Origin of the sequence: Paenibacillus sp. MBLB1832 (assembly GCF_032271945.1) — a bacterium.
Lineage (GTDB): Bacteria > Bacillota > Bacilli > Paenibacillales > NBRC-103111 > Paenibacillus_E > Paenibacillus_E roseopurpureus.
The window spans coordinates 354,117-375,040 of the sequence record NZ_CP130319.1 but is presented as its reverse complement, the minus strand read 5'-3'; the positions used below and the strand labels follow the sequence as shown (position 1 = coordinate 375,040).

Annotated in this window: 18 protein-coding genes; 8 read left to right on the top strand and 10 right to left on the bottom strand. The window is 50.3% G+C overall.

The features are described from left to right. The first annotated feature begins 323 nt into the window (after window positions 1–323). Window positions 324–1,016: a DUF3105 domain-containing protein gene (locus MJB10_RS01720; RefSeq protein ID WP_314801044.1), complete on the top strand. Its 693-nt coding sequence runs from the start codon at window positions 324–326 to the stop codon at window positions 1,014–1,016. On the opposite strand, the gene MJB10_RS01715 is transcribed toward MJB10_RS01720, so the two are convergent. Next, window positions 1,017–1,799 (bottom strand): AraC family transcriptional regulator, encoded by a 783-nt coding sequence (locus MJB10_RS01715; RefSeq protein ID WP_314801041.1) that lies wholly within the window; start codon window positions 1,797–1,799, stop codon window positions 1,017–1,019. It lies immediately after the preceding gene. Window positions 1,800–1,922: 123 nt separating this feature from the next. Here MJB10_RS01715 and pyk point away from each other — a divergent pair, with 123 nt between their 5' ends. Further along, window positions 1,923–3,335: a pyruvate kinase gene (gene pyk / locus MJB10_RS01710; protein ID WP_314801039.1), complete on the top strand. Its 1,413-nt coding sequence runs from the start codon at window positions 1,923–1,925 to the stop codon at window positions 3,333–3,335. A 67-nt stretch (window positions 3,336–3,402) separates the two neighbouring features. Here the strand turns inward: pyk and MJB10_RS01705 are convergent, their stop codons facing one another. Further along, window positions 3,403–4,311: an AraC family transcriptional regulator gene (locus tag MJB10_RS01705; protein WP_314801037.1), complete on the bottom strand. Its 909-nt coding sequence runs from the start codon at window positions 4,309–4,311 to the stop codon at window positions 3,403–3,405. A gap of 139 nt (window positions 4,312–4,450) precedes the next feature. Here MJB10_RS01705 and MJB10_RS01700 point away from each other — a divergent pair, with 139 nt between their 5' ends. The 3 genes from MJB10_RS01700 to uvsE all read left to right on the top strand — a co-directional run bounded on the left by MJB10_RS01700 (window position 4,451) and on the right by uvsE (window position 6,951). Next, complete coding sequence (locus MJB10_RS01700; protein WP_314801035.1) at window positions 4,451–5,557, top strand: fatty acid desaturase; 1,107 nt, start codon at window positions 4,451–4,453, stop codon at window positions 5,555–5,557. Further along, on the top strand, window positions 5,544–5,813 hold the full coding sequence (locus MJB10_RS01695) for a Rieske 2Fe-2S domain-containing protein (RefSeq protein WP_314801032.1): 270 nt from the start codon (window positions 5,544–5,546) through the stop codon (window positions 5,811–5,813). Before MJB10_RS01700 ends, MJB10_RS01695 begins: the two co-directional genes overlap by 14 nt. Window positions 5,814–6,003: 190 nt before the next feature. Then, window positions 6,004–6,951 (top strand): UV DNA damage repair endonuclease UvsE, encoded by a 948-nt coding sequence (gene uvsE / locus MJB10_RS01690; protein WP_314801029.1) that lies wholly within the window; start codon window positions 6,004–6,006, stop codon window positions 6,949–6,951. 340 nt (window positions 6,952–7,291) lie between these two features. Here the strand turns inward: uvsE and MJB10_RS01685 are convergent, their stop codons facing one another. Further along, window positions 7,292–8,146 carry a YihY/virulence factor BrkB family protein gene (locus MJB10_RS01685; protein ID WP_314801027.1) on the bottom strand — a complete coding sequence of 285 codons (855 nt, stop codon included), beginning with the start codon at window positions 8,144–8,146 and terminating at the stop codon, window positions 7,292–7,294. 114 nt (window positions 8,147–8,260) lie between these two features. Between MJB10_RS01685 and MJB10_RS01680 the strand changes: the two genes are divergently transcribed. Next, window positions 8,261–10,591, top strand: a complete 2,331-nt coding sequence (locus MJB10_RS01680) for a UvrD-helicase domain-containing protein (RefSeq protein ID WP_314801023.1) — start codon at window positions 8,261–8,263, stop codon at window positions 10,589–10,591. 482 nt (window positions 10,592–11,073) lie between these two features. Here the strand turns inward: MJB10_RS01680 and tpx are convergent, their stop codons facing one another. After that, window positions 11,074–11,610: a thiol peroxidase gene (tpx, locus tag MJB10_RS01675; RefSeq protein WP_314801021.1), complete on the bottom strand. Its 537-nt coding sequence runs from the start codon at window positions 11,608–11,610 to the stop codon at window positions 11,074–11,076. A 60-nt stretch (window positions 11,611–11,670) separates the two neighbouring features. Then, window positions 11,671–12,624 (bottom strand): thioredoxin-disulfide reductase, encoded by a 954-nt coding sequence (gene trxB / locus MJB10_RS01670; RefSeq protein ID WP_314801018.1) that lies wholly within the window; start codon window positions 12,622–12,624, stop codon window positions 11,671–11,673. 267 nt (window positions 12,625–12,891) lie between these two features. Between trxB and MJB10_RS01665 the strand changes: the two genes are divergently transcribed. Continuing rightward, the gene (locus MJB10_RS01665; protein WP_314801016.1) at window positions 12,892–13,791 is read left to right on the top strand and encodes a peptidyl-prolyl cis-trans isomerase; all 900 of its coding nucleotides are present in this window, start codon (window positions 12,892–12,894) and stop codon (window positions 13,789–13,791) included. Window positions 13,792–13,842: 51 nt separating this feature from the next. Here the strand turns inward: MJB10_RS01665 and pdaA are convergent, their stop codons facing one another. Continuing rightward, window positions 13,843–14,604 carry a delta-lactam-biosynthetic de-N-acetylase gene (pdaA, locus tag MJB10_RS01660; protein WP_397386605.1) on the bottom strand — a complete coding sequence of 254 codons (762 nt, stop codon included), beginning with the start codon at window positions 14,602–14,604 and terminating at the stop codon, window positions 13,843–13,845. A gap of 177 nt (window positions 14,605–14,781) precedes the next feature. Here pdaA and MJB10_RS01655 point away from each other — a divergent pair, with 177 nt between their 5' ends. Then, on the top strand, window positions 14,782–15,075 hold the full coding sequence (locus MJB10_RS01655) for a hypothetical protein (RefSeq protein ID WP_314801014.1): 294 nt from the start codon (window positions 14,782–14,784) through the stop codon (window positions 15,073–15,075). Between the two features lie 200 nt (window positions 15,076–15,275). Here MJB10_RS01655 and MJB10_RS01650 read toward each other — a convergent pair whose 3' ends face one another. The 4 genes from MJB10_RS01650 to MJB10_RS01635 all read right to left on the bottom strand — a co-directional run bounded on the left by MJB10_RS01650 (window position 15,276) and on the right by MJB10_RS01635 (window position 20,853). Continuing rightward, window positions 15,276–18,926, bottom strand: coding sequence for an Npt1/Npt2 family nucleotide transporter (locus MJB10_RS01650; protein ID WP_314801011.1), 3,651 nt, complete (start codon window positions 18,924–18,926; stop codon window positions 15,276–15,278). 421 nt (window positions 18,927–19,347) lie between these two features. Continuing rightward, entirely contained in the window at window positions 19,348–19,782 is a 435-nt protein-coding gene (locus MJB10_RS01645) for a DUF6526 family protein (protein ID WP_314801009.1), read from the bottom strand. 4 nt (window positions 19,783–19,786) lie between these two features. Beyond that, window positions 19,787–20,011 (bottom strand): DNA-binding protein, encoded by a 225-nt coding sequence (locus MJB10_RS01640; RefSeq protein WP_314801006.1) that lies wholly within the window; start codon window positions 20,009–20,011, stop codon window positions 19,787–19,789. Window positions 20,012–20,088: 77 nt separating this feature from the next. Next, the gene (locus MJB10_RS01635) at window positions 20,089–20,853 is read right to left on the bottom strand and encodes a GTP pyrophosphokinase (protein ID WP_314801002.1); all 765 of its coding nucleotides are present in this window, start codon (window positions 20,851–20,853) and stop codon (window positions 20,089–20,091) included. Window positions 20,854–20,924 lie beyond the last annotated feature (71 nt).

The window sequence follows — 20,924 nt, the reverse complement described above, 5'->3', positions numbered from 1 at the left end:
CTTTCATATCATCGATTATCAAGAAACACGCGCTTAGTAATCACCTCCATTTTCCGCCTATTCAATGTTTGAAATACCTAATTTGGATTAAAATGGGTATAAATAGCGCAGTAAATTAACAGGACTTGCTTACATTGTATGCGTGCGCGAATTCATGGTGTGGATGAGCTGTTATGTTGGGTCTACGTGTGCGAGGGAAACTTACTTAGAAGTTGACTTCTATCCAACAGAAGAACTACAATTTGTAGTGTCTGCTTAATTGAGGAATGTAAAAACAATACATGTCGAGGAATCACGCTACTTAACAGGAGGGAACTCATTCTATGATCTTGCTGTATATTGGACTGGCTGTTCTTGTATTGGCTATCGCAGGTTACATCTTAGCGGCCAAAGTGAATAAGGAAAACAACTCTCGATTGAAGAAGGCTGAGAAACAGCTCTTGAAAAAGAAACAAAAAACGTGGCTGCTCCTCTCCCACGCGCTTGTGATTATTGCCATTGGCTTGGTCGGAACATCGCTGCTGCAAAGCACCGCAGGCAAGTACAGTCTCGATAAGCTTAACTTTCATGCGCCGATTCAAGTGACAACTGATAAAGATTATGGCCGTGATCACAAAGACGGCACGTTGATGTATGAAATGAAAATTCCGACATCTGGCACGCACAGCCCGCACGATTTGAAGTTCGGTTTCTATAAGGAGAAACCTCCGACAGAAAAGATCGTCCACAATATGGAACATGGCGATATCATTATTCACTACCACCCCGACGCCCCAAAGGCGCTGCTCGATCAGATTGAGTATTTAACCCATTTCACGACGGCTGGCGCAGGTGTGCTCGCTGTACCAAACCCCGACGTTCCTGCGGATCAAGAGGTTGTCGTCACCGCTTGGACCAAAACGATGCCGCTCGCAAAGTTCGATGAAGCTAGTGTCGGCACATTTATTTATGAGTACATCAACAAAGGACCTGAACAAATTCCTGCTAATGTGCGTCTTGGCGGCGGTACGATGTAATTATTTTCGAATCGTTTCACGGTCAGAGACGAGCTCCGTCGGTACTAACCCCGTAATTTTACGGAATACCCGGTAAAAATATGAAGGATCATTATAGCCGATAAACTCGGCTATTTCTGTTACGGTGAGTGCAGAATGGCGGAGCATGTACACGGCTGTTTTGATCCTCGTCATGTTAACGAATTCGCTGATCGTTTGGCCTGTCACTTGGCGAAATAGGGACGCCGCATAGTTCGGAGATTTGCCGATACATGACCCTAGCTCCTCCTTGGTCACATGCTCCCGATAGTGATTCTGTATATAGCCTTTCATCTGCTCCACGAGCAGTGAAGTTCCAGTGGTGACAGCCGCTTGATCCCACTCTCGCTGCAGATACACGAACAGCTCTTGCAAATGCGCTTCACACAGCACTTTGTAGTAGGGCTGTTTGTCTTGCCATCCGCGATACATCAGGCGCAGCCGGTCGACGATAATATCGAATTTACCTGTCTTACGGGAGCTGAAGGACCCCTGTCGAAGCAAAGGGAAAAGCTCTCCAGTCGTTCGGGGATCGAAGTGCAGCACGAATTTTTCGTGAATTTTCGTTGGGACACTGCGACCATGGTGTGAGGTATGCGCAGGAATTAGCAGCCACTGCCCCTTCTCCAGCGTTTGTTTCTTCTCCTCGATGGTGTATGTACAGCGTCCGTAGGATACAAAAACCATTGTCCAACTGGCCTGCTCACAAGGTACTTCTTCCTGCCAGGTACTGCTTTTATCATAGGCAAAATCCAATAGCTGCATCTCATCGCCGCCCCTTCATCGTACTATATTACATATATCATACTATAGTTCATGGAAACTCGCACCATTTCAGCATATAATGAAGCCAACTAATCCCTTACCATCGAAAGGAAGTCCTTCACCATGCGTAAAACGAAAATTATTTGTACGATGGGGCCTGCGTGCGACTCCGTCTCTACTCTGAAAGAAATGATTCGCGCTGGCATGAGCGTTGCGCGTTTGAATATGGCGCACGGCGATCTCGATGAGCATCGCGGCCGTATTGCGCGCGTGCGTCAAGCCGCAAAGGAAATGGGCACGATTATCCCGATTCTGATGGATATTAAAGGTCCGGAAATCCGCATCGGCCAGTTGAAAGATGCTTCTTATGATCTGCAAACGGGCGATCGCATCGTATTGACAACGGAACAAATTATCGGCGACTCCAGCCGTGTCTCTGTGAACTACCCAGGCCTGCCGCAAGACGTGAAGCCTGGCAATTTGGTTCTGATCGACGACGGCTCGATCGAGCTTCGCGTCGAAATGATCGACGGCACGGAAGTGACTTGCTCCGTCTTGAATCCAAGCCAATTGAAGCAGCGCAAAGGGGTTAACCTTCCTGGCGTACGCACCTCCTTGCCTGGCGTCACCGAGCGCGATGTCATGCACATCAAATTCGGCGTCGAAGAGAAAATCTCCATCGTGGCGATGTCCTTCGTACGTAACGGCAATGACGTCCGCGAGGTTCGCGCACTGCTTGAACAATATGGTGCTGGCTTAACACCGATTATCTCGAAAATTGAAAACGAAGAAGGCATGACGAACTTCGCAGGGATCTTGGAAGCTTCCGACGGCATCATGGTTGCCCGTGGTGATCTTGGGGTTGAAATTCCGACCGAAGAAGTTCCGATCGCCCAAAAAGATATGATCCGCGCTTGTAACCTAGCGGGCAAACCGGTTATTACCGCAACGCAAATGCTGGATTCCATGCAGCGCAACCCGCGCCCTACTCGCGCGGAAGTGAGTGACGTTGCGAATGCCGTGCTTGATGGCAGCGATGTCGTGATGCTCTCCGGCGAGACGGCCGCTGGGAAATATCCTGTGGAATCCGTTACGACGATGGCCACGATTGCCGAGCGCGCGCAGCAGCTGAAAGAGCCAAGCTCCGCACTGGATGCGCAGCTGCAGGATTACAATGACGTGACGGAAGTGCTCTGTCAGGCGGTCGTATCCTCTGCGAATAAGCTGCGTGCCGCAGCGATTCTGACGCCGACCGAAACTGGCTTCACCGCGCGAATGATCGCGAAATACCGCCCAGAAGCGCCGATCATCGCAATCACGGCGAGCGAGTATGCGATCAGCCAATTGAGCATGGTGCAAGGTGTTATCCCTGTGCTTGGCGAGTTCTGCGAATCGACGGACGCGATGATTCGTCAGGCGATCTCCCAAGCGGAAGCTCTAGGCTATGTGAAGAAAGGCGACCTGACCGTCGTCTCCGCAGGTGTGCCTGTCGGGAAGTCGGGTACGACGAATTTGTTGAAGGTTGAGCGAGTTTAACGATATGTAAAAATGGAGAGGCTCCTTGGCATTTGCCACGAGCCTCTCCGTTTTTTGTTTACAAGCTTCAATTGTCAGACACCATTTTACGCCATTCGCTCGGTGAACTGCCGATGATTTTCTTGAACACCCTCGTAAAGTGCTGACTCGTCTTGAAGCCAAGCTCCAAAGCGGTCTCTGTTACAGAGATTCCTGTCTTTAACAACGTGCACGCACGTTCGATGCGGATGCGATCCATGTAAGTGGAAGGCGATTGTCCGAATATTTCATTAAAAAGTTTGAAGTAATATGACTCACTCACGCGAACGGCCTCAGCCATATCAGCAACCGAAAATCGCATCTCAGGTGATTGCGTCATTTCCTGAACGGTGCGGATGATTGTTTCTCTAAGCTCGGGCTCTACCTTCTTCGTGGTAACAGGCTGCAATAAACGAAGGATGATGTCCATCAGCTGATAGCGAGCGAACAGCAAATGATCGGGACTATCCGAATTGAGCGTCGTTTTTAGGTGTGCGAACCGCTCATGCGTGCGAGGATCGCCCTGAAATATTCGTGGAAGTCTGTGAAAACGGGAAATGATGATCTCTCGCTCTGCCTCATTCAGACGGAACCAGTTCGGATCGTTTTCCGGATCGTTGATGATCACCCACCAGATTTGACTCGGCTCCATATAATCGTACCGTGCTTTGTGCAGCTCACCTGGCCGGGTATAGAACCACTGCCCAGCGCTCATTGGAAATAGCGTTCCGTCTATTTCCCAGGTGACGCTGCCATTTTGCAAGTAGACGAATTCGTATGCATGTTCATGACGGTGTAGTGGAATTTGAAAAGCTTCCGTGTATTTCTGATGTCCAATTCGGCACAATTCTGGAATGATTCTCGCCAGGGTTGGATCGGACTCTTGTAGCGATGGTTCTGATTCAGGCGGGAACACCCATCGCGTTAAGGCAGCAGCACGTTTAGTGGACTTGTCCATCGTCAGCCTCCCGAACGTAATACGCTCATGTATCCAATCCTATTTTATATAATCTAGGAAGTCAATGATGATGTAATCGTATACACTTGGCATATAACGAGTTCAAATCAGGCTGCAAGCCGATAAGGAGCGATTGCATATGAGCGAAATGAAGCAAAGGGACTACAGCATATGGGGGCCAGAGCGTCACAAAGCGATAGAGAAAGGACTCGTGTCTGCCGAATGGTACCAGTGTCCTGTTCCACGTAAACGAATGAAGGAACTTATGGCCCGCAAGGACGGACCAGCCTTGCGCGACATCTTACTTTGGATCGGATTGTTGGTCGTTTCGGGGTATGTGGCTTTTCTAACTTGGGGCACCTGGTTGGCCATTCCCGCGTTTGCCGCATATGGCATGATTTACTCGATATCAGCCGTATCGAGATGGCACGAATACAGCCACGGAACGCCGTTTCGAACGGCTTGGGTCAACGAAGTGATTTATCAGATTTGTTCCTTTCTCATCCTGGAGCAAGCGACGAACTTTCGATGGACCCATACTAGACACCACACAGATACGATTATTGTAGGGAGCGATCCTGAAATTATGGAGCCGCGTCCGCCGAAGTTCCGTCGCATACTTCGCGTGTTTTTGCGCGTGACTGGGTTCCATCTTCAAGTTCACACGCTGCTTAGACAATCGATCGGCATATTGAACGCCGTGGAATTGGAGTTGATTCCAGAGAGCCAGCACCGCAAGCTGTTTTGGGAAGCACGGTTATTTGTCCTGATTTACGGAGGATTGATTGCGTTATGCTTTTATCTGGGAACTGTTCTGCCTCTCTTATATGTAGGTTTGCCGGCATTTTACGGCTTCTTCGCCAATACGTTGCTTGTCTTGACCCAACACATGGGCCTTTACGAGGACATGACCGATCACCGGATATGTGCCCGCACATTCTATACGAATCCGTTCCTTCGGTTTTTGTATTCGAACATGAATTATCATATGGAACACCATATGTTTCCTATGGTTCCGTATTATAACTTGCCTGCGCTGCATGCAGAAATTAAGCACGACTGCCCTGCCGCGGCTCCGAGTCTCCCATCAGCCGTTCGTGAGACAGTCGCCGCCCTTAGGCGCCAAAAGAAGGATCCTACGTATGTCGTGCCGCGTTATCGGGAGTTTGCCGAAAAGAATGCTCGGAAGCAAGCATCTGTTCCAATAACTGTGGGACAGGGAGGTGCGAATTATGACGCAGTATGAGCCATGGATTCAGGTATGCGCCGCTGAAGATATCGATCCAGAAGACGTCTTCCGCTTTGATTATGGCGAGCGAACATTTGCCCTCTATCGTGCGGACCACAACCACTATTTCGCTACCGATGGTTATTGCACACACCAGAAGTTTCATTTATCGGAAGGGCTGGTTGTGGGAAAGACAATCGAATGTCCGAAACATAACGGGCGCTTTGATTATACGACAGGGAAGCGAAGCGTGCTCCTGCTTGTGTCGATTTGAAGACGTATCCTGTGAAACTCGATGCTGAATATGTTTATATTAAAATCGATTAAAGTGAGGGGCAGCCACGCTGCACACGATCTAGAAGCCAATTTTCAGTCTTAGGTTGAAAAAGGATTAGGCAAATTTTTAAAAAAAGGGTACACTATGGACACCCACAAGTCCACTTTCGTGTATCGGAGGCATTTACTTGATCATACGGCTTGGCTACGTATCTACGGCAATGGCGATTTTCAATAACACGCCGAGCTCGACGTTTACTTATAAGCTCTTCTCGGAGCGTCCGCGCGAAGAGGCGCTGCAGCGTGCCCTGGAGATTGGCCGCAAAAACTTGCAGGCGACGCAGCGCATCCTCTACTACAATGCCGCCCACGGTATTCGGCTGTTTCGGCTGTCGTCCGCGCTGATCCCGCTTGCGACACATCCTGATGTGGGCATCGATGTTGCCGCGGAGTTTGCCAGCGAGCTGCGGAGGCTCGGCGACTTCGCAAAGGAACAGGACATGCGGCTCAGCATGCACCCCAACCAGTTCACGCTCCTGAACGGCAGCGATAAGGTTGTCGATGCCGCGATTGAAGACCTGAACTACCATGCTGCTATTCTGGATGGCATGGGACTTGACGAGTCCGCCATTATTAACATTCACGTCGGCGGCGTGTACGGGGATAAAGAAGCCGCGACGCAGAAGCTCTTCGACAACGCACCGAAGGTGCCCGCGCATGCGATGCGGCGATTGACCTTCGAGAACGATGACAAAACCTATACGCTCGAGGAAACATTAGCTGTCAGCCAGAAGCTGCAGCGCCCATGCATGCTGGATTTGCACCATGACTGGTGCAATCCCTCAGCGGCGACGCCGATCGAGCTGCTTCCCCAAATCGCGCAAACGTGGGGCGAGCTGCCAATGAAAATTCACGTTTCCTCGCCCAAAAGTGAAAAGGAGGTTCGCTCGCACGCCGACTACATCGAGCCAGAGATGCTCACCGCTTTTCTCAAAAGCTGTAAAGAGATCGACCTCCCTCGCATCGATGTGATGATTGAGGCGAAGGTGAAGGATCTCGCGCTGTTCCAGCTAGCCGAGCAGCTTGGCAAAATCCGAGGTGTGAAGCGGATTGAGGGCGGCGTTTTGAGCTGGTGAGGGGGTGGGTCCGCAATTCGGTGCTCAAACGCTAATTAACAGTGGTTGACCACCTCTATTCTCCTGCAAACTGGCTGAATTCTCGATTTAGAGGTGGTTAACCACTCTTAAATCGCACTATTCGCCTACATTTGGTGCTCAAACGCAAATTTAGCGGTGGTTGACCACTTCTATTTTCCTGCAAACTAGCTGAATTCTCGATTTAGCAGTGGTTGACCACCGCTATCGAGCCCCTCCCGAGGGGCTCCCCCGCTAAACCTACAAAACCCCAACGCAGATCGCGTTGGGGTTTTTCACTGAAGCGCGAATAGCTCTGGCGTGCGCCAAAGAGCGTCGTCACTCAGACGAGCTTCTTCCCTGCCGCGTCGTCGCCTACTTTGGCGATGGCAATGGTTCGCACATGCCGCAGGGCGTTAATCTCACCACCGACGATGATAATCAGCGCAGAAATGTAAAACCAGGTCATCAGCACGATGATCCCGCCAATGCTGCCATACGTGGCGCTGTAGTTGGTGAAGCTGTTGACATAGAAGGAGAACGCCCACGACGTTCCTTGCCAGCCGATTGCCGCGAACAGGGCGCCGGGGAGTACGCTTTTGCACGTTAAGCAGGTATTGGGGGCGATGTAGTAAATCCCAATGAAAACGACGAAGACGATGACAAAGTTAATGATCCAGCGAAGATGATTCCACAACTCCACATGAGAAGCCGCGACATGTACATGCTCAGCCAACCAATCCCCAATCCAGTGACCGAAGACGCTGAGCAGCAGCGCCGAGACGATCACGACCATCATACCCAAGGTGAGTAGTATTGCCAGGAACCGCGAGTGAATAAAACTCTTGCGCGCGGGAAGCCCATACGCTTTATTGACCGCCCGCACAATCGCATTCATCGCGGCGCTGGCGGATACTAAGGCTAAAATTAAACCGAAGGACAGGGTCGCTCCTCTTTTGACATTGAGCAAATTACTTAAGGTATCCTCGAGCCACCCTGCCACTGCGCCTGGAACGTACTCGCGAATTAAACCAATAACATCGTCCGAGTCGAACGGCAAGTACCCCAATAAGCTCATCACAAACAGCAGCAACGGAAAGAGAGAAAGTAGAAAATAGTAAGCGCATTGGGCGGCAAGCCCTGTCGCATCATGCTCCGTGAACTGCTTCCACAGCAATTTTACGTAAGATTTACCCATATACCTATTTATCCTTTCATCCCGCTGTATTTATGCTAAAATAGATGATTCAGTCCTTCAGAGGCTGGTATGAACATTGTCATGAAACAGGTGGTCAAAATGAATCCCCTTCCTATGTATACAACGCCTTTAGGCTTTAAACCAACTACGGAGCGTCCCATTCCGCACGCGCGGCTGGCGCTTATAACAAATAGCACCGAGCTCGTGCCGGATACCGATGCGGATGCTTATTTTTTCCGCGAGCTGGAACAGCACGGCATTCTCCTGAATGAAGCACAAATCAAGGCGGTGCGCCATGTGAATGGCCCTCTCCTCACACTGGCTGGCGCAGGCTCAGGCAAAACGACCGTGCTCGTCTGCCGCGTCGCCTACCTCGTTCGTGTCCATCGCGTTCAGCCGAGCAGCTTGCTGCTCATTACGTTTTCCAAAAAAGCAGCCGAAGAAATGCGGGAACGTCTCACGACGATGCCTGGCCTGGATGCGAGATCAGCGTCGATGATGCAGGTGCGGACGTTTCATGCCTTTTGCCTGCGACTATTGCGGATGAATGGGCTGCAACAGGAAATTCTGAGTGACGGGCGCTATCAGCAAATCGTGTTCAAAAAGATCATGCTAAGCATGGGCTTGCAGGACACGTACCAACCTGAAGTGCTCATTTCCTTACTTTCTTCGTACAAAATGCAGCTAATAGCAATCGAAGATCTCCCCGAGGGCACAGAGGAAGAGCAGGAAGTAAAGCGGATTTTCTTGCAATATGAACAGTGGAAAATGGAACAGATGAGGATCGATTTTGACGATATTTTGATTAAAGCGTATGAACTTCTTGGGCAGAATCCCGATATCCTGCGCTCCCTGCAGCGGAAATTCACATATATCAGTGTCGATGAGTTTCAAGATACGAATACGATTCAGTATGAGGTTATTAAAATGATTGCCCAAACCCACCAAAATTTGATGGTTGTAGGGGATGATGACCAGACGATTTATTCGTTCAACGGGGCGCGCAATGAATTTATTTTACACTTTCACAAGCAATATCCTGCCGCCACAACGGTTACGCTCGATATCAACTATCGCTCCACCTCCAGCATTGTCGGGTTGGGGAATGCGATTATTAAGCACAATGTGCAGCGGAAATCGAAGACGCTTCTGGCAACCAAGGAAAGCACGTTAAAGCCGCACTATGTTAAACCTGCGAACAGTGATGACGAGGCCGACTGGCTCATCCAAGATCTTCGGCTGAAAGTCGCTGAGGGCGGTAAGCGGTATGGGGATTTTGCGATTTTGTACCGAACGGCGAGCAATAGCCGCGCTATTATTGAAGCGCTCATCCTGCATAACCTCCCTTTCGTCGATTACGGGACCAACGATTCCTTCTATGAGCAGTGGATGGTGAAACCGATTATCGACCATTTGCGCATTGCCCATGAGCGGAGAAATTTCGAAGCGATCGAAGGTGTCCTCCCCTCATTATATATTGGACGAGATCAAGGCATGCGTATTATTCAAGATGGCGAAGCGATTCAGGCGAAAAAGTGGCCGCTGATCCATCTACTTGGGCTTCCGCAGTTGAAGGATTTTCAGAAAGATAAGCTGAAAGCTCGCATCCGTCTAATTAAATCGCTTGTGGAGATGACGCCGCTGGCGGCGATTCAGGCGATTCGAAAAGATTTCTATGATGCGTTCCTGGAAACGAATAAGCGCAGTAAGCTTACGCATCATCGCGAAATGTTGAAGGAAACGCTGGACGAGCTGGAGTCTTCGGCCAAGCGGTTCGATACAGTGGAGCAGTTTCTTTATTTTATCCATGAAGTGGCGGAAAAACGCACGGAAATGGGTCGGCTGCCAAAAGATCAATTCGCGGATAAAATTTCACTCATGACGATTCATAAGTCGAAAGGATTGGAGTTTCCAGTTGTATACCTCCTCTGTGCGATCGAGGGCAATATGCCGCATAGCTCGGCACTGGATGCGGGCCATTTGGACGATGTCAAAATGGCGGGTGTGGAGGCGCGGGATAAGGCTAGCGCCGCGCTGGAGGAGGAGCGGCGACTCGCTTACGTCGCCGTGACAAGGGCGAAAGGCGAGCTGCTCATCTCCTCGCCGGCGTATTATCGCGGGAAGAAGGCGGAGCCTTCCCGCTTTCTGCTGTCCGCGTTCCCAGACGCGGACGCAGGGGTTGTCAGCCGCAGCAAGCCGGCGGCTGTGGGTGGTTCGGCCGCTGCTTCGCGAGCGGCCGGAGGGCGGGCAGCCACAGGCGGAGCCGTGGCTGGTGCGGGCCGAGCCGCGACCGAGCGGGTCGCGGCGTGGGTGTGCGGCGCGACCGGCTGCAAAGCCTGGTCGCGGATCTCTTCGCCGCAGGAGGCACGACGCGCGGCGAAGCCGTGCCCGCTCTGCGGAGCGGGCATGGTCAAAGGCAGCCGCGAGATCCCGCTGCGGCGGTAGCGTTTTGCGCCGCGTCGCTAGTCGCGCGGCAACACGCTTGTGCGGCGCAGAATGGCCGCATGGCCCCCGCGGGCCGTCCACACGCGAATTGATGCGAATATGCATCATTTCCGCGCCCAGCATTCATCTCGCACTAAAATCCTGCAAATCTGCAGGATTTTTCTGCTTTTTCCGCTCCACAGCCCGATTACGCACCAAAATCCTGCATTTTCGCATCAATTTACCTCTCAACACCTCATCCCTCAATAATGATGCATATTTGCATCATTCCAATCTAATTTGCACAATCAACCAAACCCAACCTATCCAGCACGACAAAAACTCTCTACTAAACTAGCTAATTTCTTACTCATCTGACCACTACTTGTACAGTGAATGCGACAAAGAGCTGTTTCACTAGACTCATCATCACAACGCAAAAAAGCAGCCATCCCCCAGGATGGCCGCCCTCTGCTCTCTACTCTTTACCCACTACTCCCGCCTTACACAATCTCCTTCAAAGCAAGTAACGCCGCATCATAATCGGGATGATCCTTCATCTCGGTTAGATACTCAACATAGCGAACAGTGTCATTCGCATCCACGATGAAGATCGCGCGTTGGTCCAACTGGATCTCTTTAATCAAAACGCCGTAAGCTTGCCCGAACGAACGATATTTATAGTCGGACAAGGTCACGACTTTATCAATACCAGCTGCCCCGCAGAAACGGCTTTGTGCGAATGGCAGATCCACCGAGATGGTTAGAATCACTACGTTGTCCCCAAGCTTATCGGCTTCTACATTGAAGCGGCGTGTCTGCGCATCGCAGGTTCCTGTATCAACGGATGGCACGACGGAAATCAGTTTCACTTTGCCCGCATAGTCCGCCAAGCTCACCTCAGTCACCAAGTCTTTGTTCACTTTAAAATCAGGTGCATGATCCCCTACTTTGATTTCTGGACCCAGCAAGGTTATTGGATTTCCGCCTAAGGTTGCGATACCTGTACGTTCTTGTAGGTTGGATTGGTGTTGTGTCATTATCGTTTCCTCCTATTTTCTATAGATACTCTATTGCTCGGCAATCATTGGTTTCTCGTGTTAACGCACTTGCAATTCCTGCTCCACCGAAGCATGCTCAGTCAAATACCGCTCCGCATCCAACGCAGCCATACATCCGCTTCCTGCAGATGTGATCGCTTGGCGATAAATGCGATCTTGCACATCACCGCATGCGAACACGCCTGGAATCGCCGTCTGTGCTGTGCCTGGGATTACTTGCAGATAGCCAAGTTCATCTGTCGGCAATTGGCCTCCTAAGAAGCCTGTGTTCGGGGTATGCCCAATCGCCAAGAAAATTCCGTCAGCCTCCAGCACTTCTTCCTGACCTGTCGTGTTGTTGCGGACTTTCAGTCCTGTCACGCCCAGCGGTCCAGCCATGACTTCCAGCGGCGTCCGATCGAGGCTCCACGTCACTTTGGTGTTGCCGCGGGCATGAGCTTGCATGATTTTCGAAGCCTTGAGTTCTTCTCTTCGGTGCACAACACGTACTTCCGAGGCGAATCGCGTCAGGAAGTTGGCCTCCTCCATCGCAGTGTCGCCACCGCCGATGACGATGATTTTTTTGTTACGGAAGAAAAATCCGTCGCATGTCGCACACGTACTTACTCCTTTGCCGATATTGTCGGACTCGCCCGTGATGCCTAGCTTCTTAGCTGTCGCACCTGTCGAAATGATGACAGCGTCCGCGGTCAATTGCCCACCATCCTCCAGAAACAGGGTAAATGGACGATGAACAAAATCAACCTCTTTCACGCGTCCTGATTGAATGGCAGCGCCGAAGCGCAACGCCTGTTTCCGCATGTTATCCATGAGTTCAGGTCCTGTAATTCCGTCCGGAAAGCCTGGGAAATTATCTACTTCCGTCGTCGTGGTCAGCTGTCCTCCTGGCTGAATCCCTTCGATGACGAGTGGTGACATATTCGCTCTCGCTAAGTAAATTGCCGCAGTTAAACCCGCTGGTCCTGTCCCGATAATAATGGCTTTGTGGTGCATAGGAACGCCTCCTTTGACTTTCATTGTGACGATTCGTTTATTTAATTTGCATACAATTTAATTTACAACAACTCGATATACACATGCTATCACATCGTAATTTATATTGTCAACAAATTAATTGCACACAATTAATTAACGCGTAGCGACCCTCTTCCCATTCATCCAATCTTCAGCTTACGTTCATATTCCTTTCAGCATCACCCATCATAATGGGGATATCGAACAAGCCCTACAAATAACCACAACACGAGAGGAATCACTCCCATGAGTTCAAAAAATAGCAATCGTAAATGGATATGGACATCATCTGTCCTTTTAGTTGGTTTCATTACTTACGCTTCCTTCTTCCCACCTGTTTCTAAGTCCGACAATGCCAAATCCGTCGCCAAAGTCAACGGAGTCAGCATCACTTCGACACAGCTTTATGACGCATTGGTTGCAAGCGGAGGCGCACAAACGCTCGATTCCATGATTACTGAAGAGCTTATTAATCAAGAGAGCAAGAAGGCAGGCATTGAACTTACTGAGGCGGATATTACGAAAGAACTTCAAACCGTCAAAGCCTCGTTCGGTACAGATGAGGAGTTTAATAAGGCTCTGACCAATTACAATATGACGCTGGACGATTTGAAAAAGAGTATGAAGACGCAAGTCATGCTCAAAAAGATTTTGGAGCCGCAAGTTAAAGTGACCGATGATGACATCAAGAAATACTATGACGAGAACTTGGAAACGCTGAAAACGCCTGAACAAGTTCAGGCTGCTCATATCTCTGTTGCCACGAAGGAAGAAGCAGATGCCATTCTGGCGAAGCTGAAAAACGGCAGTGACTTCGCCGCGCTAGCGAAGGAGAGTTCCACGGATACGGCTACGAAGGATAAAGGCGGAGATCTTGGTTATATCTCAGCTGGACAAGTCGATCCTGCGGTGGAGAAAGCAGCATTTGCCCTGCAAGCAGGGGGCTTAAGCTCCGCAGTTCAAACGACGACGGGCTACGATATCGTTAAAGTTACTAATCACAAGGCGGCAACCACGCCTACCCTAGAGGAGAAAAAAGAGTCAATTAAAGAAAAACTAGTCGATGAACAAATCTCTACACTTTCACAAGCTTGGATATCACAAAAGAAATCAGAAGCCAAGATTGAAAATAGCCTAGCTACCTAACTCGCCACTAACAAACACCCCCCTTAGCTTCCGCTAAGGGGGGTGTTTGGCTTACGGCGTATGCTGCTTCATCTCATCCAGGCTCTTGAATTGATAGCCCTGCGCCCTAGCGGCGTCAATAATGGCACCGAGCGCCTCTGTATTATCCTGAGATACGGAGTGCAGCAAAATGACAGCGCCCGGGTGCAGCTGGGCCATGACATTCTTGAACGCATAGGCAGAGCCCTTCTGCTGCTTAGGCTCCCAGTCGCGATACGCAACGGACCAGAACACATTCGTGTAGTTCAGCCCTTGGCTGACCGCGAGCGAACGGTTATTAAAGATGCCCCGCGGCGCGCGCAGATATCGCATCTCCTTTTGCCCCGTGATCGCAGCCACTTCATCCTTCACTTGCGTAAGCTCCTTCTGAATGCGCTCCGCCGAAATTTGGCTCATATCGGGATGGCTCCACGAATGGTTCCCGACGAGATGCCCTTCCTGCACCATGCGCTTGAGCAGCTCTGGCTCAGACCGAATATAATGACCTGTTACGAAAAAAATAGCAGGCACGCCCTTCTCTTTTAACACGTCCAAAATACGACCCGTATAGCCCTGTTCGTACCCGTTATCGAAGGTTAGATACAATTCCTTTTGCGACTGATCGCCTGTAAAAACAGCGCCATGCTGCTTGAGCAGCCCCTTGAAGCCCTCTTCATCAATGGAGGGGGGTTGTCCGTTTACACTTTTTTTGAATCCGAAATGATACGTGCCATCGGCAGATGTCAGCGTCATTTGGCCCGCGAACAAGACGAGGGCAGCGATGAGAATTCGCATGATTTTCACGTGATCGAGATTCACTCCTTGCCTACTGTAATGAGTTGCAGCCATCGTGGTCTGTTAATTAATATGCCTCCCCGCGGCCCATTTCATTTATAATCCTTTACAATACTAGATATCCCCCCATTCCACTTGGCTTTCCTTTGAATACACTAGAGTACACGATCTGTAGGGGTGGAGATTGTTATTCGTACAAGTGATACTAATCCAACCAGAGAAGATTTATTGCATGTCCTGAAGCTATCCTCCGAGGAAGACATTTACAAGGCGCAGACCAATGGCTTCTCCTTAGCCGATATTGCCAAAGCGAATCAAGTCGATGTCCAAAAGGTGATCGAGCTTCAACTTGCCGAGTTAACAGAGCTGCTGCAGAAGCGGCTCTTCCAAGGCAGCATCACGCCTGAGCAATACTTGGCACAACGCGCAGAACTGCCCGAAATTATTATCAAAAGTGTGTACGCGCTGTGAGCGCGGCAACCATAGCAAGTCATTGAAGCACCCGTCGGGTGCTTTTCATTTATACGCACCTTCCCCCCAATGATTTTTGGGGGATCCGCCCCTAAATATCTGTATAATGTTGTATGTCATACAACATAACTGCGGGTTCAAAAAAGGATGCCAATCCGTTCCTACGGTTGGCATCCTTTTGTATGTGTTCGTGCGCTGCGCTAATTCATCCCGCGCAGGCGCTCTGCAATGACGCGCATCATGCTGCGCAGCACATCGATGTTCTGGAAGCAGAAGCTCAGCACCAAATCGCGGTGAAGATGCAGGAGGACGGTTGCTTCCTTGGCGGTGCAGTCCGCAGAGCGAGGGCCGCTGTCGATAATCGCCATCTCGCCGAAGAAGGCGCCTTCTCGCAGCAGCGCAAATTCATCGCTGCCGCGGTGCACGCGTACGCCGCCCTCGATGATGGCGTACATCGTATCGCCGAAGTCACCAGCGCGGCAGATCGCTTCGCCAGGATTGTAGGCGACTTCTTCCACCATTTGCGCCAGCCAGATGAAATCATCTGGCGCCAGGTGGGCGAATAAGTCGATTTTCTGCAAGACGAGGATGCGTCGCAGGATGACCTCGTCCCGCGTTAAGTTGGCGCCATCTTTCGCCTCCGCCGACTCCAAAGTCGGAGCCGCTTCCGCCAGCGCCTGCGCGAGCTGGGCCTGGGCCGAACCAGGCCCAGCTGGCTGCTCTTGCTCTTGCTCTTGCTCTTGCTCTTGCTCTTGCTCTTGCTCTTGCTCTTGCTCTTGCTCCCGCGCCTTCGCCTGCTCACGCCCGCGCTCTAGCTCAGCCCGCAGTCTGCGAGACAGCAGCTTCATCATTTCAACCGCAATGCTGCTCTGATCAAACATCATGTCATAAAACACAACAGAATCTAATCGCCACAGCACCATATCCTCTTCAGCTCGGATGGTGGCTGTACGAGCACTATTCGTGAGTATTGCCATTTCACCGAAGCAGTCACCAAGCTGGAGCTCTCCGATGAGCTGGTCTTTGCGGCTCACACTAGCTCGACCCTCATCGACCAGCATGAGGGAATCGCCAGGATCACCCTCTCGGATGATGGTGTTTCCTTGGTTGACCGTCATTCTTCGCATCCGTTTCGCGATCAGAGACAAGTCCCTGCTCGTCAGCCCTTGGAAAAGGGAAACTCGGCGAAGCAGCTGGACGCGATGCATCAGATCGGCGAGCTCCGCATTGTCCGCTGCTGCCCCCTTTTGCCGCGATTGATAGAAGCAGATCGTTTGCGTCAGCCAGCTGTCGCCTTGCTCGGACAACCAACCCAAATGCAAATTCATATCAACGCTGCTCACAACTGCCTTAGTCAGCTTACGTGAGCCTGCCATCAGCTTAGCCATCTCGGTTCGCAAAGCACTTTGCAGTGTCTGATCGATGACTTCCTCCGCGTTGGCCTGCTGGCGGGAGTCGCCCTCCGACCAGTCTAAATATACAGCCTGCATCGTCTGACTATCATGGATGAGGGATAGGAGCTGAAACACCCGCCGACTAATCGCGGTGCGAATCTCGTCAATCATCTTCACAATGTCGGCATAGTCTTCTCCACCCACTAAGCAAGCTCCGTGCTCGGCGAATTGACCGTATAACTCCAACTCTTGGAAAATGTATGCCTCCACTTTCCGTGCATCAAGCCCTGGAAGCCCTTTGCTCATGCGCTGCAGCGCTTGCAAGATTCGGTCGCGCAAAGCGTACGGCGCTGCCTGGTAACTTCCGAACAGCGTATCCCTCGCGCTTTGCGTGCCGATCCGTTCATAGACAGCTGGCAAATACAGGCTGACTTGCTCCAGCTCGAGATACGGGGCCAGCTTCGGCAGCACATCCACCTCATCATACGCCGCAAGGGCGTCCGTGGCGGCGCGCCGGGTTTTGCTGTCTTTTAACAAGCCAATAATCGGGATAATCAAAGGCGGAACGTGTAAAATCGCTGCTGATTCCAACGCCCGGTTTCGCACTTGTGGAGAGTTATCCTTCAGGAGAGAAATGAGCGGTTTATAGAAGTTTTTCACACGAATCTGGCCGAACAACCCTGCCATTGCAATGCGTTCCTCTTCATACCCGCTTTCCATCATATCTTTCAGCTTTCCAACGGCACGGAACATGCCTTCAATGCTGTAATATTTGACTAAACCTGCAATCGCCGCCGCTTGAACATCAACCTCATAAAATTCCAAATACGGGCTAATCACATCGATGTAGGCATCATCCGCATAGGCTGCTAAAGCGATTAATGCCTTGGCTCTGACCTGCGTATCCTCCGATGCAATCAGTGATATGAGAACAGGTTCGAAGCCCTCTGGCACCTTTTGTTCCACATAGGCCAACGCTTCCAAGCGCAATTCCACAATTGGATGATGCAGCAGCCCATCGAGATGAGGCGTCAGATCGAACGAATTCGTTTCCTTTAGCAATCCGAACGCGTATAATACTTGCTGCTTGTCCGTGCCGTTCAAGGTATCGATGAGAATTTGCCGAGTGACCGTATCCATCAGATTCAGCTCGACCTTTTTAAAGTCGTCGCCGCCTGTTTTGAGATTAGAGAGCAGCGTCGATAAATACGCTTTCTTCACCTTAACACCCGCAAAGATGCCCACCACCAGCAGTGCGAGCACGATGTAACTTAACTCCTCTGGGGCAACAAAACGAGTCACCAACAGCAGACAGATCGCCGCAAGCCCTTTGGCACCGTTACGGACGATTCCGTCGAGGAATCCCTTCGCTTTGCCCCGCCATTCAGGTGGAACAGGGAACATAACGAGCTGGCTGACCGACGAGTAAATGGTGTCGCCAACGACTTTGTCACTGCCTTTGACGACGACTGCCATCGCCAGAATCGGCAGGACGAGAATTCCAAGACTGCCCGCCAGTAGGGCAATCGGGAAGATTAACAGAGCTGTCATGACGCCGAAGCGCGTAATGACACGTCCCGAGACGAAAAGCTGCACACCCAGTGCGATCAACCCCGAGAAGCCGTAGAAGCTGCCCATGAAGCCGGCTAATGCTTCGTTTTGCAAGGTGCCGCGCAGAATGACTTTGAATTGGTAGTCGATTAAGGTTAGCGATACGACCAAAGCAGCAGCGAGAATCGCCACATATTTGAGATGCGGGACGTTGGCGAAGAGACCACCCTTCGGTTGGACCGTTGACTTCGACGATGGGGCGCGTACGGGTGCTGGCTTGGATTCAGCACTTTCTTTTTTCTTACCTAGAATGACATAGACGGCTGAGAGGCCTAGTAACTGAAGAACCGCATAGATGAAAATCAGATTCGCCGTGCCCACGAGTGGAACGAGTATTTTTAAACCAAAACCGCTCAAAATCCCACCCATCAAGCCCCCGCTGCCAACGAGTCCAATCATCTGCTTCGCCTTGCGTTGGTCCATGACGGATGTGGCGAACTGCCAGAAGCACACGATCATCAGAAAGTTGAACACGTCGTAGAGGATATAAATGACGGGAAACACCCAGCGCAGCTCAAGGCCGACGCCGAATCTGGAAACGAGAACGAGCAAGGAAATGAGCGGAATCATGACCTTCAGCAAGCTCTCGAGGCGGACTTTGGGTGAGAATCGCTGGAACACGATGCCTGCCGTAATCATCACAATCGCCTGCGGCAAATACATCAGGGACAGATAGGAATTATCAAAACGGCTCAAAAAAAGCGTATCCGCCGCGGTCCTGCCAATCGTGGAAGCTGACACAACGAAAAAGAGATAGGTGAACAACAGGAATACCTTTCGGTATTCCTTCTTTTCTTCTGTGATTTTATGTATAAGGGATTGATAGGTTCGGCTAATGCTGCTCACGGGGCACCTCGTTTTATCCATTCAAGTCTGATCTTCTACTGAAATTGTACCAGAAGTCCTAGGAAATCATAACTATTTTTTCTACAAAAAACGGCGCTGGTCACTCGATTTCATTTCAGTTTTTGTCGAATAGAGTAGTCGATCAGGTTAAGAGTGGTTGACCGCTCTTATCTTCGGGATTTAGCTAGTTTTGGTGGAAATAGCGGTGGTTAACCGCTTCTAAATGTGGGTTGGAGGTTGGATTTGCCGGCTACGGGGGTATTTAAGAGTGGTTGACCACTCTTATTTTCGGGAATTAGCTAGTTTTGTGGCGGATAGCGGTGGTTGACCGCTTCTATTTTGCTAGTGGAGATGGGGAGTGGGCTTGTGGCGCGCTACAGAAATAAAAAAAGACACATCCTCAGATGTGTCTTTTCCATTATTAGATTCGTTCGTGGTCGCCTCTCCAGCTGCGAACGGCTTTCTTGATTGCGTCTGGCGTCATGCGCTCGGCAGCTGCCTTCTGGCAGAGGCCTGGGAACTCCTCATCGGAGGCAAAACGCAATGCTGTAATTTGGGCTGTCGTCAACTTCTTGTCGAGCAGCTTGCCTGTCAGCACATAATGACGGAGGTTCTCTTCGGCCCGGATGGCGCGATCCTGCGCTTTAAGCGGATAAGAGCGAATAATTAGCAAGATCACGACCACGATTAGGGCAAGCAGCACAAACAGTATCGCAGGCATCACTTGCTCATTATCGCGTAGAGCTTGGACCAACTGCGTGATGGACAAGACGACTAGTCCCACTGTTAACAATGTGAAAACAAAGTGAAACAAGGGATGCAAGCGTTTGTGATTGGTATAATTTTGAACAATCATTTCATTATCTCCCCGCAATCTTAGTAATCTCACTCTCTAATAAGAGGTAACGATGCACACTTCTCATGATGGGCACTTTCGTTAGATTGTTTTTATCCACATACTGCTTCATTTGATCCTTAGATAGACCTAATAGTTTACCTGCTTCCATAACCGTAAGGACCGCTTCATTACTTGTTGCGTTAAATGTTGTCTTCACTTTCTGATTCCAGTCTTCAAATAATTGCATGTTCTCGCACCCTTCTTAATCCAATACTTCTATTGTAGCACGAATTGCCATGCAACATTTGATTACCTTATTACCAACTACTCCCTATCATCCGCCATCAACGATAGCAGCGCCTTCGGCAAAGCAAATTTCTGATTGCTAATCATGATCTGATTCATCGCTTCCTCGGCCATATCCACCTGCTCGCTCTTGATCACTCCGATCTCCGCGTGAAGTCGTTCCATCTGAACATCCAACGCTGCCGCGGCTGCTGCGGCTTGTTTCAACTCCTCCAACAGACGCCCTGGTACAGCTTGGTTGCCCTCATTGAACTTATAGAAAATTTTATGCTCGAGACTAGCCCAAAAGTCCATCGCAATGGTACGAATTTGTACTTCCATACAGACGCGCTCTTGGCGGTCAGACATATGAACAGGCACTTCGAGGAGCAAATGGAGGCTCTGATAGCCATTCGGCTTGGGGTTCTTGATGTAATCTTTTTCACTCAAAATATTGAGATCCGTCTGACTGCGCAACATCTGCGCGATGACATAAATATCCGAGACGAACGAGCACGTAATACGCATACCCGCAATGTCCTTGACGCTGCCTTTGATGCCTTCAAAGGAGAGGTCTCCCCCTTTTCTGCTCAGCTTCCGAAAAATACTTTCCGGCGATTTCAAACGAGACTTCGTGTGTTCAATCGGGTTATATTCATGCAGCATTTCGAATTCTTGCACGAGGATATCAATGCGTGTTTCCATCTCATCAAGGGCAAACTTATACGTCATCATGAACCGCGTAATTTCGTGCTTAAACCGTTTCAAATCATTCATTGAAAGCTGGTTCGTGATCATATTCATGCAGGGTTCCATCCTTTGTTTGGTGGTTATTTTTCCAGTCTTTGTTAGTTTAAATCATGGGGATCGCCCGA